Source organism: Paenarthrobacter sp. TA1.8, assembly GCF_048595705.1.
GTDB classification, from domain to species: Bacteria; Actinomycetota; Actinomycetes; order Actinomycetales; family Micrococcaceae; genus Arthrobacter; species Arthrobacter nitroguajacolicus.
The window spans coordinates 2,102,637-2,117,430 of record NZ_CP184287.1; the positions used below are offsets into that span (position 1 = coordinate 2,102,637).

Here is a 14,794-nt window from a genome sequence, read left to right on the forward strand (position 1 = left end):
AATACAAAAGCCATTGTCCAAGCGGCCCGTCGCCCATTGGGAGAGGAAAAACTATGTCGCTGCTAGAACAGACTGGTGACCCCACAAAGTCAACGGATTTTTACGACAACGACCACCAGGACATTGAGATGCTCCAGCCAGGAGATCCAATCAATGCTTGGGAAGGCAACGTCCTGATTAGCTCCGGTCTAGTGGATCTTACTGCCCCTGACCTTGGGATCATCTGGATCCGGCAGTTTGGTTTAGGCGAGAGGAAACTGATTTTATGCCTTGACTATGACCTCCACCGCGGTCCGACCGGCCAATGGGACCTACATGTTGAAGAGGGCCAGGAATAGGGTTTCCTTGAAAGATTGGAATGAGGTCAAGACAACGGGCGTGTTGCTCGCCGCTGGCGCAGGAACCCGTCTCGGTCGCGGACCAAAGGCACTTTTGCATCTCCGTGGGCGCCCACTCGTTGAGATAATCGCCGCAAAACTACTTGCGGGGGGCTGCCGTGAAGTATTGGTAGTTCTTGGGTCAGATGCGGCAGCAGTCAGAGCGAGAGTGCGCCTCGATTCATACCAAACATTGGTAAACCCTGAGTGGCACTCGGGTATGGGCAGCTCTTACCTCATCGGAGATGATGCGGCACGAGCTGATGACCATCTTCTCGTAGCGCTGGTGGATCAGCCAGGACTTACTGAAGACACCGTGAGGCGCCTGTTGACCGAGCATCGTCCAGGACGCATCACCGCAGCGGCCTACACGGAGCCCTGCGGCGGAAACCAGCTCTTAAGAGGACATCCGATGCTCATTGACGTGCAGCTTCGTGAAGCCGTCAGCAGCACTGTCGTCGGCGACGCCGGGGCCAGAGCGTTTATTCGGGACAATCCCGGGCTTCTCGACCTAGTCGATTGCAGTGACGAATCTACTGGGGAAGACATCGACACAGAGGAACAGCTACGCCGGCTCCTCCCGGCGGGAAGCGCTCCGAGTTCTTAAAAGCGATTTGCTGAGCCAAGGGGCATTCGATAAATGCGAACCGGAAAGTCTTCTGCCAACGCGAGAGCTTGGCTTGGAGACGGCAGGGTGGCTAGGACATCGAATTAGGGAAGTTGACGATCATTAAGAGCCATCAGCCGGCAAGAAAGGTGGATCCGCCTGTGGCACTATTTTTAGATATAGCTCGCAAGATCGGGACCATGTGGCGCAGCCCGGACTCTAGCTGTGCTGGCTGCCACCACGGACCGTACAACACTGAAGATCGTTGGGGTTGGCTGGGCACGATGACGGATTTGCCGCCACCAACAATTAATCAGTGCCAGAGCACCGACGAGGACGGAAACAGGTGCGAGTGCACTAGTGAGGGTCATCGAGGATACCGATGAACCTTCATCGGTGTTGGGATGGAAATCAGCCTGGCTCCTAAGCTGGGTGCCAATAAGCAAAGACGCTTTCTTGAAAACTTTGCTCACAGGATTGTGCGGGCCCTGGTGACGCGCGCCGTCACCCTGAATGACTAGCGCCGTCGCCACGAACGTCCGCAACGCCCCCGGCACACGTATCCACTGGTCGTGATTCGTGGAGTACGCCGCCTGCATTTGTGACAGACTGCTTGCCGTCCAATAATCAGGTTGCCTATTCGCAAGCCGGCGCCCAAAATCTTAATGCGCATGTGCCCTAGTCTGAGGTTCACCAACGGGGCACGTGCCATCGTGGCAAACATAAAGATCCTTCATCGATTCCGCGGCACCAGCTCATCAATCAGTTTCCGGGATGCTGCAAAACCTGCACGGCTCCGCTTCACAGCCCCATGCGACGGCTTCAACTGGAAGTCGTATCTCCCGCTGCCGGCTGGGTAATAACTTGAAGCTAGAGGCTCTGGGCTCGTCCGAGCTGGATGTATTCATGAAATCTTGTCCTGTCTGCACTACGATCCGCGTACGGGGCGTGTCTACCGGGCGACCTGCAGGTAAGAGCACGGTGCTGCGGCTCTATCGGCACGCCTGTCCATTGACAGTAGGTGGAAGGCGACCAGACGTCATGGTGGAAATCGTCACAAAGGCCCTGCTCTTTTGTGTGATTCTGCGAAGTGAACGCTGCGAGACCAGGGACGCAACTTCGATTTCCCGTCCAGCAGCGTCTAGCAACGCGACACATCAGGTGATAGCCGCTAACCATGCCTTCTTACTGCGCACCTCCGGCGGCAGGCCTAAGCTTCCTAGGGCTGCAGCCCGGTGAACGGCGGGGCAAAGATACACCAGCCGCGATGGGCTCAAGAGTACAACTGTCCAAAGTCGCTTGATAATTCTTACCACTGAACAGTTATTCACTACTTGCATCCACAGTAACGTATGTCACATTAGCGATGAAGGGTGTTCACCAGCTACGAATAGCCCATTTCTATTGGCCCAAGTGCGAGGACCACTACCTCGTTGAAGCCAGCGTTTCACCTTTAGTGCGGACTCATGGCCAAGTTCCATGCCTGACGGGCGGCGGAAAGTCAAAACTAGCCGTGCCGTCTTGCCCCTAATCCGAGGCAGACAGGGCCAGAGCAACCACATGCCCAGGAGAACCACCTCCTCGGCAGTGGCAACACGAACGAACCCCCTATTCAGATCGTCGAACCACGTTCGACTTCTAGCTTGAGCGTCGGCGCCGGTTGGTCCGATCGACTCGAAAGGCACACCAAATTGAAAACTTCTCCTGAAGAGTCTGGGGTCTCAGCAGGTGCTTCAGCCCTGGTGACTGAAGACATCGCCGCGGCAGACCTGCAACTTGGACACTTGTCTGGATCACAGGTCATGGGTCTTTCTGTGGCCTCCTTTATTCCGGCGGTTGGACTTTCAGCTGTACCGGCGTTCCTAGCGGCCTATACCGGGCGGTCCTCGTGGCTGGCCATGGCGGCGTCCGTCTTAGCATTTACGATCATTGGTCTATTCGTCAGCGTGTTTGCACGGCGGTTTATTGGGACCGGTTCGTTGTATTCGTATATTCGCCACGTCTTTGGCTCGTGGAGCCCCTTAGTAATCGCTGCGGCCATGATTCCGGGATACCTGGTCGCCATCATGGTGCTGGTTCTCTCTGTCGGACTGTATGTTGGAAGCTTCCTGGTATCCGTAGGAGTGACGAGCGCCGCCGGGCCTGAGATTCAGTTGGTGATCGTCGTCGTGGCTACGTTAATTGCCATGATCATCGCATTCCGTGGGATCGACATTTCAGTGCGAACCAGCGTTATTCTCACGATACTGTCAGTCCCTGTCATGGTGATCATCACCATCGCCACAGCCGTTAACGGGAACATGGATCTGGCTGGACAGTTCAGCCTCAGCGACTTCACACCGAACAGTTTTCTTCAAGGTGTAGCTATCGGCTCCGCATTCTTCATCGGCTTTGAGAGCACTGCGGCCCTTGGAGCGGAAACCCGCAACCCTACTCGCGCCATCCCGCGAGCCATCATGGTGGTACCAGTTGTACTGGGTCTGGTCTATCTCGCGGCAACGGTAATCCAGGTCCCTACTTTGGTAGACGCTGCTGACACCCTCGCCTTGGGAATTTCTCCGAACGCCGTACTTGCGGAAGCCGCAGGTGTCGGGTTCCTAGCCAACGTGAGCGATCTTGTTCTCGCCGTCGCCGTGTTCGCGAGTCTCATCGGGTTTTTCAATTACGGATCTCGTGTCGTCGTAAGTGCTGCGGCGGATGGCCTCATGCCCTCCGGACTAACAAAGGTGAGTAAGCGGCACAAGAGTCCTGTAGCAGCAATTGCTTTCATCGGAATCCCTTCCCTGATCGCGCCTGCCTTGCTGATCTGGTTGACGTCGTCGACGCCCTTGGAGATTTATGGCTACATGGCCACACTCCTGGTTTACTTCTGGGTTGTCCCTTATTTCCTGATCTGCATCGGTGGCGCAGTGCTCCTGAATCGAAGCAACGCAAAGAAGTCCATCTTCGTCAATCTAGGGGCGGCTTTGGCGGCGATCACGGTCCTTTGGCTGTTCGTCAATGGCATATTGAACCCGGGACCCGCCCCACTGGACGTCCTTCCCTATGTGATGGTTGGAACCCTCATAGTGTTCATCGTCGGCTTCGGAGTCTCAGTTCGATCCAATACAGCCAGGCCGGTTGCGAAACTACCTGAGTAGCCGCTAGCTCCGGGAGCTCCGAAACAGAGCTCTGACCCGGTACTGCCATCAGGCAGTACCGGGTCTTATCCGTGTCCGCTATCAGGCAGAGAAGTGAGTCATATCGATGACCGCTGCGAACGACATGCATTTTGCGGCCGAACGCACCGGTGGCCTGGAGAGAGGCTTCCATGCTCAGCTAGCCGAGAGCCGACGCATGTATGCAAAACAAGAAAAGTTGTTGCATTTTGAGTATCGTTTGGCCTTTCGTTCAATCGTATAGTCAACGGCAGGACGCGGAGTGAGTGTCGAGGGAGATGCTCCAATGCGGCACTTACATAGCTCTATTTCTCTCTGAAAAAGACGTCCGTCAGCACGAGTCATTCGCCTAGGAGTTCGTCATGGAACACACGCAGCCCCGTCAAGTCATCCTCTCATTTAGTTGCGAAGATACCATCGGAATTGTCCACGCAGTCTCGGGCTTCTTGGTCTCCCATGGATGCAACATTCTGGCAAGTCAGCAGTTCTCTGATGCCTCTGAGAACCGATTCTTTATGCGCGTTCAAGCAACCTGTGCATCTGCGATCTCGGTCTCGGACCTGAAGAGCGCATTCCAGGCATGTGCGGCCGCCTTCGGCATGTCATGGACGTTGGTCGATTCAACATATCGGCCCCGGGTAGCGCTGATGGTCTCAAAGGCAGAGCACTGCCTCAATGATCTACTTTTCCGTTGGCGGGCAGGACAACTCAAGGTCGACTTCCCCTTCATCGCATCCAACCACACAACCCTGCAACCGCTCGCAGAGGCCAACGGTATTCCGTTCATCCACATTCCGGTGACCCCCGGGAGCAAACAGGATGCCGAGGCAAAGCTCCTTGCGCTCATCACGGAACACCAGGTGGATCTGACGGTCCTCGCTCGCTACATGCAAGTCCTCAGCGACGACCTATGCCGAGAGCTCGTCGGCAAGGCCATCAACATCCATCACTCGTTCCTACCGGGGTTCAAGGGCGCCAAACCCTACCATCAAGCATTCGAACGTGGCGTCAAACTAGTGGGAGCCACGGCCCACTACGTGACGGCAGAACTCGACGAGGGGCCCATCATCGAGCAGGAGGTCCTTCGAGTTGGCCACGACTTCAGCCCGGCGCAACTCGCTGTGACCGGCCAAGACGCAGAACGATTGGCACTGTCCCGCGCCGTTCAATGGCATGCAGAACAGCGAGTTCTACTTAACGGTCAGCGGACCGTCGTATTTAACTAATTACCGTTTTACCTGTGCCCTAGGCGGGCACACCTGAGCAGAAACGAGATCCGAATTGGATAGGCTAGCCGACCGCAGCATAAGCGCCGCAGCATTCACCGATACATCCCGGGATTCGCTACCGCGACACGTCCGAACCGTCATCGTCGGAGGAGGAATCGTGGGTGCGAGCATCGCATACCATCTCACCGCCGCGGGGGAGAATGACACGTTGCTTCTGGAGAGCAACGTTTTAGGCAGCGGAACTTCCTGGCATGCAGCAGGTCTCGTTACGGGCGCCCGGGGAACAACCACCATGACGAAACTAGCAAAGTATGGCTTGGAGTTCTATCGGGATCTCCAGAAGATGTCCGGTATCGACGTTTCATTCCAGCGCTCCGGTTCATTGAGTGTTGCACGTACTCCCGGACGAGTCGATGAAATCCTCTACGCCAGGGACGTCGCAGACCAGCAGGGCATCCGCACCGAATGGCTTTCTGCGGAGCGCTACCACGAGGTTTGGCCCTCAGCAAGTCACGAGGGAGTTCTCGGAGCGCTGTTGCTTCCCGACGATGGACATATCAACCCTGGACATGCCACCGTAGCTTTCGCGAAGCTCGCTTATGAACTAGGTGCTCAGGTGCGTGAGAAGGTGGTCGTTCGAGAACTGCTGCGGGAGGGGGATCGCGTAGTAGGAGTGCTGACCGACCAAGGAACTGTCTATTGCGAAAGGGTGATCCTGGCCTGCGGACTTTGGACCCGTGATCTTGCCGCTACCGCAGGCGTAAAAGTTCCCTTGTACGCGGCCGAGCATATCCATGTGCGGTCGAATGAAATTGATGGGGCCCGGCCCGAGCTTCCAGTCTATCGAGACTTGGACAACAGCTACTACATCAGACACGAGAGCGGGAGGCTGCTTGTCGGCGCATTCGAACCTGACGGACTTCCGCGGTCAACGGACGAGGTGTCTGTTGAAGGATTTGCCGAGTTTGATCCTGACTGGGACCATTTTGCCCCGATCCGAAGAAAGGCCGAAACCACAGTTCCGGATCTTTCGAGAGTGGGGTACGATCGCTTCCTTAATGCACCCGAGAGCTTCACCCCCGACGCAAATTTTGCCCTCGGAGAAACTTCGGAGGTCGCCAATCTGTTCGTTGCAGCAGGTTTCAATTCACAGGGAATCATCTACGCCCCCGGAGTCGGCAAGGAATTGGCAGAGTGGGTTATTTCGGGAACTCCCGGCTTCGACTCCTCCTCCGTCGACGTGCAGCGCTTTTCGCCGCACCAGAACAACCGCAATTACCTCAGGGCCCGTACCAAGGAAGGCCTCGGCCGGCTATATGGGATGCACTGGCCCAACCTTCAGATGGAGTCAGCTCGCGACGTCCGTCGTACACCGCTACACAGCCGGCTAAAGGAACTCGGAGCATGTTTCGGCGAGGTCAACGGCGGTGAGCGGGCGAACTGGTATGGAGAACCTGGTTCGCAGCCTGTCTACGACTATAGCTACGGGCGGCCATCATGGTTTGAGCGAGTTGCCGAGGAACACAAAGCCGCACGAGAGGGAGTCGTACTCTTTGACCTTAGCCCGTTCGCCAAGTTTGAAGTCGTTGGACCAGATGCGCTGGAAGTGTGCCAGTATGCCGCGACAGCCGACATCGACGTGGAAAAGGACAAATCGGTCTACACACTGTTCCTCAATGACCGCGCGGGTATCGAACTTGACGGAACCATCACCCGCCTCGCCCACAACCGATTCCTCGTCGTGACTCCGTCATTCACCCAACAGAAGACACACGCATTCTTAAATCGAATTGCCAGGGACAAGGCAGCGGCTGTTTTCGATTGCACAGCGGCCTTGGCAACCATCGGTGTCATGGGCCCCAAGAGCAGAGAACTCCTCAGCCGGGTCTCACCCGAAGACTGGTCTGATCAGGCACAGAAGTACACTCATGGTCGTACAGTCGAAATAGCCGACGGCTACGCCTACAGCTTGCGCGTTAGTTTCGTGGGGGAGCTGGGCTACGAGTTATACCCCAGTGCTGATTTGGCTCTAAACGTCTTCGACGCACTATGGCGGGCCGGGCAAGACTTGGGCATTAAGTTGGCCGGATATCACGCTTTGGATTCGCTACGCAGTGAGAAAGGGTTCAGGCACTTGGGGCACGACATCGGCCCCATCGATGACCCCTATTCGGCGGCTCTCCGATTTACCGTGGCGTTGGACAAACCCGGGGGATTTGTCGGCAAGGACGCGCTCCTAAAGCTCGATCCGTCAGCCCCTGCCCATCGCACGGTGTATGTCATGTTGGACGATCCCAATCCCGTCTTCGTTCACGACGAGACGGTCTACTGCGACGGCGCGCCCGTTGGGCGCATGACAAGCGGCAGTTACGGTTACACCCTAGGCCGTGCAGTCGGAATCGCCGCCATTAGGCCAAACGCTGATCTCTCGGGCGTATTCGAGGTTCGTTGCAAGGGCATCAGGTATAGCGCGAAGGTTTCGCGGCGTCCATTCTATGACCCCAAAGGCGAACGACTGCGCGGCTAGCGCATGGCGGTTCGGAAGCAGCAGAATTCGTTGGCCTAACCGGAAACGCAGACTGAGCATTGTTAAAGACTCAGGATCCTCGAAAGGAAGTTTGATGACAGAACCACCAGCGGAAGGTTTACCCGCCCGAAGAAAGCCCAGCCGGATACTGGACGGAAAGGGCACTGCTCGCACCATCAGAGCAGAACTCGCACTTCGAGTTGCCGCCCTTAACGCGCAAGGCGTATCAGTTGGGCTGGGAACCGTCTTGGTCGGTGACGAACCCGCCAGCCGGTCCTACGTGGCTGGGAAACACCGGGACTGCGCCGAGGTAGGAATCGAATCCGTCCGACGTGACTTGCCGCCAACAATTTCGCAAACAGAACTGGAAGCGGTTCTCGAGGAACTTAATGACGACCCCAAAACAACCGGATACATAGTTCAACTACCGCTACCTCTTCATCTTGACCAGAACGCAGCCTTAGAGAAAATTGCACCATGGAAGGATGCCGACGGTCTTCATCCGTCCAATCTTGGCAAGCTTGTTCTCAATGTGGGCGACGAGCTCAACTCGCCTCTGCCGTGTACTCCAAACGGAGTCGTGGAACTGTTGTCACGGCACGGGATCAGCCTCAAGGGATCTGAAGTGCTCGTCATTGGTCGGGGAGTGACTGTAGGGCGTCCTCTCGGGCTTTTACTCACGCGGAGGGAAATCAACGCGACGGTGACCTTGGCACATACAGGATCAACTGATCTGCCCAGATTAGTGAAACGAGCTGATGTGGTAGTTGCTGCAGCGGGAGTTCCAGACATCGTCAAAGCGGACCATCTCAAACCGGGGGCAATCGTACTGGACGTTGGAGTCTCAAGAGTTCTTGGTGCAAACGGAAGACACACATTACAAGGAGACGTGAGTCCTGAAGTCCGGGAAGTAGCAGGCTGGCTTGCGCCCAATCCGGGTGGGGTCGGACCTATGACACGCGCGATGCTCCTCCTCAACGTCGTTGAAGCCGCCGAGCGAAGCCTTCAACGATCTAACCCAGGGCTCACATACGTGAAGCCTCTGCCACAGCAATGGTCATCGGTCCGCACATGATTGCGCAGCACATCGCTACGGTGGAGGACCTGCCCAGTGGGCCTGTGGCCTCCTTCTCTGTATCGGATGACAGGGAAAGAAATTGAGTCAGGTAACAAGGTGGGCCTGTTTAAGCTCAGCGATCATTGCCGAAGTGGGTGCCACCCTGGCGCTTATGGCGGCCATCAATTGCCCAGGCTGGTACGTGCCGGTCGTCCTTGGCTACATCGCCGCTTTTGGATTGCTGACGATCTGCCTCCGTCTAGGTATGGCGATCAGCGTCGCGTATGGGGCGTGGGGGGCCGGCGGGGTCACCACGACTGCGGTAGTATCTGCCGTTTTGTTCAATGAAACCCTCACGTGGCTAATGTGCTTTGGCATACTGCTCATGATCGCCGGCATCGTTCTTGTGGAGACAGGCTCTCAAAAAGCGCATCGGCCTAAGAAAGCCAGGCACCCACGATGACCTGGATGTTCTTGGGTCTGGCCATTCTCACCGAACTGGCAGCAACAATGGGGCTGCGTGCCTCGGAAGGGCTTCGGAAGAAGCTTTGGCTTGTAGTCATTCTCCCTGGCTACGCCCTGGCCTTTGTGTTCCTGGGCTTGGCGCTGAAAGAGGGACTTGCTTTAGGGCTCGGCTATGGCGTCTGGGTTGCATGCGGCGTCGCGCTTACAGCAGTGTTCGCCCGCATCCTTTTCAAGGATCCGCTGAATTGGCTCATGGCATCAGGAATACTGCTCATCGCAGCGGGCGTGGTGATCCTTCAGTTAGGCGCTACAGCGGCAATACTCACCTAACCTGGGATCCCCCGCTGAGCGTTGTCCTTCTTGTACTGCAGCAGTCGAGTTGCCACTCTCAGTAGAAGCCCGCCGGGGGTGGTTTCAGTCGAGCAAAGGCTCGGAATATGAAGGCCACGCTTGGAAGGCAAGCCAGAAGGCCGACAGGTCAGCTGAGGAGCCGACGTCCCGGCCGGTAATGTCCTTAATTTTGGCAAGCCTGTAAGACAGCGTTTGACGGTGAATGCCAAGAGCCGCGGAGGTCTCGTTCCACCGGCGGTCGTTCGAGATGAAGGTAAATAACGTATCCCGAAGAGTGGAAGATTTAGCATCAGCACCGGCGAGACTACCGAGGACCTGCTCAACGATGGCACAGGCTTCTTTTCGAGAGCGGGTCAGGAGCGATATTGGAACCCCCGCGAAATCATCCCATTGCTTGTTTGTCCCTGCGGACGAAAAGACCCTGAGTGCCTCTTCGGCCGCATACTTTGCGTCCCGAAGGTCTACATACGTAGAGGACGCGGCTGCCCGGATACCAATCTTGTTCAAAAACCTACGGACCTCATCATGCCTTTGCTCGGGCATAAGTAGGAGAAAGCTACTCCGGCCAAAACCTGCTAGGACCGGAAGTGCTGCGATGGATACACCGCGAAGCGCCTTGGGTCCGTCTTCCATGGCGATGGCGACGCATTGGAAGCCCCCCGAGATGGCACCGGCTCCCAAAATACTTTCAATGCCGTCAGGCAAGTGCTCATCGAGAACCGAGCTGAGCATCGCGGCGCCCCGTTCGGAACGACGACGAATAAAGCGAAGCCGCTGGTTTACTGCCATGTCTATCACCTGAAGGATATGAATCAGCAGAAAGCTGCTCAGCTCTTCTCCAGGGTGTTCAAAAACCCTCAACTTGGTTTCGGTATCGCCGGGCAGCGAATAAAGACGGCTACGCATGCTCATTGAGGTGTCAGCCAGCGTAGGGCCTTCAAGAATTACGAGGCCCGTTTGTGTATCCACGACACTAAGCCGTACCTGAAACAAGGTCTGAAGGTCATCCATCATCCTAATAGGATTGTCGCGGGCGTAGGTGGCGAGCTGGTACAGCTTGCTGAGCTTTAGCACCTGCATGGTTTGAGTAGTGGCCGTCGCCGCGGCAATCGTCCGTCCGATAGCTGCAAAAGGCGTGGTTGAGTTGGTTAGTAGAACGGGAAATGCGCGAGCATCCGCTTCATCCAACAAGTCCGAAGTTAGACTTGGGAGGCTCGAATGATCACCGAGCGCAATTCCGGCCAAGCCCGCCCTGTCCAGTTCGGCTATGAATTCTCTCTGTTCCCCACCCGAAGCAGGGACGCAGAGCCCGACTGTCATGAGCAACTCATGAGGACCCAGCCACTTGTGGGGATCGCTGAGTTCACAGCTATGAGCCCACAGTACTTCCCGGCCAAGCCCCGCAGCCCCCGCGAGGACCTTCGTGCCCAAGCTTTGGGTAGTCACAAGGTCGTTGACCGTCAAAACGGGTTTCTCCATGTCTCAAATTATATGACATGAGTAACAATACCGAACAGTTTTTTATCATTTGTACGATACTCAGGCTCTCTAATCGTGCGTAGTGTGAAGCGAAATGAACAGACACCGAAGGAGATGACATTCATGGGCGCCACCAACTGGGTCACCGCCGATTTTCCGCTCTCGGCGGGAGAGCGTTACAACAATATTCCTGCTCCCGAGACGGCGCGCGACTTTGGTGTGCAGGCATGCCAGTGACCCGCCTTCATGAGGGATCACGTGTGGCAGTACTAGGGGCAGGCCTCGCCGGCTTGGCTGCTGCTACTCAACTGGCAGCTGATGGTTACGACGTGACTGTTCTTGAGGCGCGCGACCGTGCTGGGGGACGGGTCTGGTCGGAAGCCGTAACTTCCCCCGCTCGAGATGAGCCATGCGTTATCGAACGCGGGGCCGAATTTGTGCTCAATGGTTATACGGCGATGCGGCGCCTCCTGGATCTGACAGGGCTTTCCCTGATAGATACAGAAATGAGCTATTACGTACGCCAGCTGGCAGACACCCCCGACATCACAACAGATGACATCGTAGAAGCTGGCCGTAACGCAGCCCAGATTGCACGTACTTTTGAGTATCCGCCGTCAGCCGAAGCAGTGCTCCAGCGCCTTGACATGGATGAGCGATTAGTCGACGCCCTGAGGGGGAGGATCGAGATTTCGACGGCGGTCGCGGCGGATGAAGTTAGCGCCGAGACCCTCGACCACATTGCCTCGTTCGAACCCCTTCCGAGCTGGCGCATAGGCGGAGGCAATCAGTGCCTTCCGACTGCTTTAGCAAGCAGGTTGGGGAAATCCATGCGTTATCGCGAACATGTCCGGGCCGTACGCGAAACTGACGATGGCTTGGTAGTGGAAACTATGGGGCAAAGCGACGTTTTTGACGCCGTCATTGTGGCTCTTCCTCTGGCACTGATCCGAGAACCGTCCGGCGTGTCCTTGCCGTTGCCGGATTGGAAGCGGGTTGCTTTAGAGCGAGTGCTCCAAGGTGATGCCGCGAAACTGCATCTTCCCCTGCTGTCGTCCCCTGATAGTAGCGCTGTCATGTCGACAAATGATCGATTCTGGACGTGGACGGCTGCCGATGACACCGGCACAGTTACTCCTATGCTTAATTCCTTTATGGGATCACCTGCTGCCTTGGACAGAAGTTCGGGACAGAACGGCGACTTTGAAGCATGGATTTCACGTGCCCGGGACATCCGTCCGGATTTGAAATTCAGTGCCGATGCAGCTGTCAGCACCATTTGGAGGAATGATCCACTAGCACGCGGCGCGTACTCGGCGTTTGCGCCAGGTGGAGGACAGAAGGAGGCCGACGTGCTTGAGCTGCCCGTGGGCAACATCTTTTTCGCTGGGGAGTATGCCGACCCAGACTTTACAGGTCTTATGGAGGGAGCTCTACGCAGCGGCGAAAGGGCTGCGGATCGACTCCAACGAGTTGCGAGAAACATCACCCACGAGACAAGGACTGCATTATGAGCGCAGTAGCTACGACGATAGGCGCTGCACGGTGGCCTATGCCTAACCCCGTTAGCCCGGAGCGCGTCATTTCTGGGCAGCCCGCCACAAGCACCTTGGTGCTGAATGACTGTGTTCGAGCACAATCTGGGCTTTGGAAGGTCAGTCCTGGTGAATTCACAACTAAACTGACCGGTTATCAAGAATTTATCCACATTGTAGAGGGACAGGGCAAACTCGTCCGCGACGACGGTGAGACAATCATTCTCCAGCCGGGAGTCGTGGTATCCCTGCCCGAAGGATGGGCTGGGCGGTGGCTCATTGAAGCCACGCTGGTGAAGGTGTACACAATGGTGCGCTCCGGATGACCCTGGCTGGTCAACGTTCGCGACAACGAGACAACAGTTGCGTGAGACCGTACAAGGCTCACCTTCCCACTTGCGGAGTGGCAATGAGGTCCCATTTCGCCGCAATGTTGTTTTTAGTAACCGTGGGCACCCTTTGCTCGGTAACCGCCCCTAATACGTTAGGACTGGCCTCGGGACTCGTACTGCTTAGCATCGGGGCTGGCGGATTCTCTGCTGGGTTGATGACGCGTGGATGCTAAAACGTTCCCCGTAGTGCTCCACTGATCCGAGTCCACCGGGAGAAAGCTGTTCAAAAACGCACCCATTGAAGCCATTTCCTCCCCGAAGCCGCCAAGGCCACCCGTTCTCGCAACAGCGGGTGGTCTTGGCCCATCTCCGTAAGACTCACAGTTGGGTTGACTCGACCCCAGCCCAGGACGGTCTGTTCTGGCCTATGGGGGCATGCCGACTGAAGGGCAAAACCGGCGGCCCATCAACTAAAAGTCCGTGAGTGGTCGCATGCCGGTCGACGCCAACCGCATGCCCTCGACCAGCTCCAATCCGTGGGAGTTCCTTCGCCTGCCCAATCGCCCTAAGCCGATAAACTGGTGCGTTTCCGGCGAAGCCTCAAGCCGGAAATGACGAATCAGCCCCTTGCGTAGAGCTGTGCAACAAGAGTCTGCGACCGAGGCGGCTCTAAATCACTGAATTCGCTAGAGTTCCTATTCCATTGATACTTATTCCAACACTGTCCCCGGGGCGAACAGCTAGGGAAGTACCCGGCGCGCCCGTCATAACGACATCTCCGGCATCGAGGGTGACCCACCGAGTGACGTATATCAGGCAGTCGACAACGCTCGACGGCAGGTTAAAGGTTCCAGACTGAACTTTGGCCTCGCCATTTAGGGTGACCGTGATAGCGAGATCATCCGGATCCCCGATCGTCGTTTCAATCCAAGGACCTAGAGGCGTGTACTTTTCACCAGCTTTGGCCTGGAAAAGTCTCTCATCGATCAGTGCTTGGTCTACGTTCGTAACATCATTTGCGATCGTATATCCCAGAATATGCTCTCGCGCATTTTCGTAGGTGAGTTCTGTCGATCGTTTGCCGATTACTACCGCAAGCTCACCTTCTGCAATTACTGCTCCGTCGCCGCGCCTCACTCGGATTTTATCCTCTGGATCCGCGAGAGTCCTGACGGACTTATGCCAGGCTTGTATGGGCAAACCATTGTTGCTCTCAGCAGGGTTGTGTCCCACTCCCACGATGGAAGTTGGGGTCACAGGAGCGAGCAACGTGGCTCGATGAGTCGGCGTGGCTTGCCCTGTATACGACAAGATTGCTGCAAACGGGTCCTCAATATGGAGCCACGCACCGTCTTGTGACACTGCATACTGAGGCCCCGTGGGAGTCAGTATCCGTCCTAAGCGCACTTCGTAAACTCGATTCATCCTGGCTCCACCCGGTGAGGGAAGCCTACGTGGATACTAAATTGGAGTCGATTAGAGCTATTATGTAGCCGTGCCCGGAATAGGGGCGCCCATGCGCTGGTCCGGGGTCCTTTGCAAAATGCACGCATAATTTGTTCTGTCGACGACGATCGTGCAGGGCCACCAACCTGTACTGGTTACTGCACTCCACCGTGTAGGCTGCCAAAAACGGGACGTTCTTGGAAACAAGGGGCTAAGGACAACCACCGCTCG

General features: G+C 56.4%; 12 protein-coding genes. 10 read left to right on the forward strand and 2 right to left on the reverse strand.

What is annotated here, in order from left to right; all coding sequences use genetic code 11:
* The first annotated feature begins 53 nt into the window (after positions 1-53).
* The 8 genes from ACNAOT_RS09775 to ACNAOT_RS09810 all read left to right on the forward strand — a co-directional run bounded on the left by ACNAOT_RS09775 (position 54) and on the right by ACNAOT_RS09810 (position 9,750).
* Positions 54-338, forward strand: coding sequence for a hypothetical protein (locus ACNAOT_RS09775; RefSeq protein ID WP_201296709.1), 285 nt, complete (start codon positions 54-56; stop codon positions 336-338).
* Entirely contained in the window at positions 316-984 is a 669-nt protein-coding gene (nboR, locus tag ACNAOT_RS09780) for a nicotine blue oxidoreductase (protein WP_159736456.1), read from the forward strand. The genes ACNAOT_RS09775 and nboR overlap by 23 nt, the downstream gene beginning before the upstream one ends.
* A 1,691-nt stretch (positions 985-2,675) precedes the next feature.
* Positions 2,676-4,124: an APC family permease gene (locus ACNAOT_RS09785; protein ID WP_236558679.1), complete on the forward strand. Its 1,449-nt coding sequence runs from the start codon at positions 2,676-2,678 to the stop codon at positions 4,122-4,124.
* 380 nt (positions 4,125-4,504) lie between these two features.
* Positions 4,505-5,368 carry a formyltetrahydrofolate deformylase gene (gene purU, locus ACNAOT_RS09790; RefSeq protein WP_159734641.1) on the forward strand — a complete coding sequence of 288 codons (864 nt, stop codon included), beginning with the start codon at positions 4,505-4,507 and terminating at the stop codon, positions 5,366-5,368.
* A gap of 55 nt (positions 5,369-5,423) precedes the next feature.
* On the forward strand, positions 5,424-7,898 hold the full coding sequence (locus tag ACNAOT_RS09795) for a GcvT family protein (RefSeq protein ID WP_420180876.1): 2,475 nt from the start codon (positions 5,424-5,426) through the stop codon (positions 7,896-7,898).
* A 94-nt stretch (positions 7,899-7,992) separates the two neighbouring features.
* On the forward strand, positions 7,993-8,973 hold the full coding sequence (locus tag ACNAOT_RS09800; RefSeq protein WP_420180877.1) for a bifunctional methylenetetrahydrofolate dehydrogenase/methenyltetrahydrofolate cyclohydrolase: 981 nt from the start codon (positions 7,993-7,995) through the stop codon (positions 8,971-8,973).
* A gap of 154 nt (positions 8,974-9,127) precedes the next feature.
* Complete coding sequence (locus ACNAOT_RS09805) at positions 9,128-9,418, forward strand: DMT family transporter (protein ID WP_420181149.1); 291 nt, start codon at positions 9,128-9,130, stop codon at positions 9,416-9,418.
* Entirely contained in the window at positions 9,415-9,750 is a 336-nt protein-coding gene (locus ACNAOT_RS09810; RefSeq protein ID WP_159734637.1) for a DMT family transporter, read from the forward strand. The genes ACNAOT_RS09805 and ACNAOT_RS09810 overlap by 4 nt, the downstream gene beginning before the upstream one ends.
* Before the next feature lie 84 nt (positions 9,751-9,834).
* On the opposite strand, the gene pmfR is transcribed toward ACNAOT_RS09810, so the two are convergent.
* Positions 9,835-11,250 carry a transcciptional activator PmfR gene (gene pmfR / locus ACNAOT_RS09815; protein ID WP_159734636.1) on the reverse strand — a complete coding sequence of 472 codons (1,416 nt, stop codon included), beginning with the start codon at positions 11,248-11,250 and terminating at the stop codon, positions 9,835-9,837.
* Positions 11,251-11,477: 227 nt separating this feature from the next.
* Here pmfR and ACNAOT_RS09820 point away from each other — a divergent pair, with 227 nt between their 5' ends.
* Complete coding sequence (locus ACNAOT_RS09820; protein ID WP_420180878.1) at positions 11,478-12,764, forward strand: flavin monoamine oxidase family protein; 1,287 nt, start codon at positions 11,478-11,480, stop codon at positions 12,762-12,764.
* A gap of 38 nt (positions 12,765-12,802) precedes the next feature.
* Positions 12,803-13,111: a cupin domain-containing protein gene (locus tag ACNAOT_RS09825; RefSeq protein WP_236558677.1), complete on the forward strand. Its 309-nt coding sequence runs from the start codon at positions 12,803-12,805 to the stop codon at positions 13,109-13,111.
* Positions 13,112-13,786: 675 nt separating this feature from the next.
* Here the strand turns inward: ACNAOT_RS09825 and ACNAOT_RS09830 are convergent.
* Entirely contained in the window at positions 13,787-14,356 is a 570-nt protein-coding gene (locus ACNAOT_RS09830) for a fumarylacetoacetate hydrolase family protein (protein WP_420180879.1), read from the reverse strand.
* Positions 14,357-14,794: the final 438 nt, after the last annotated feature.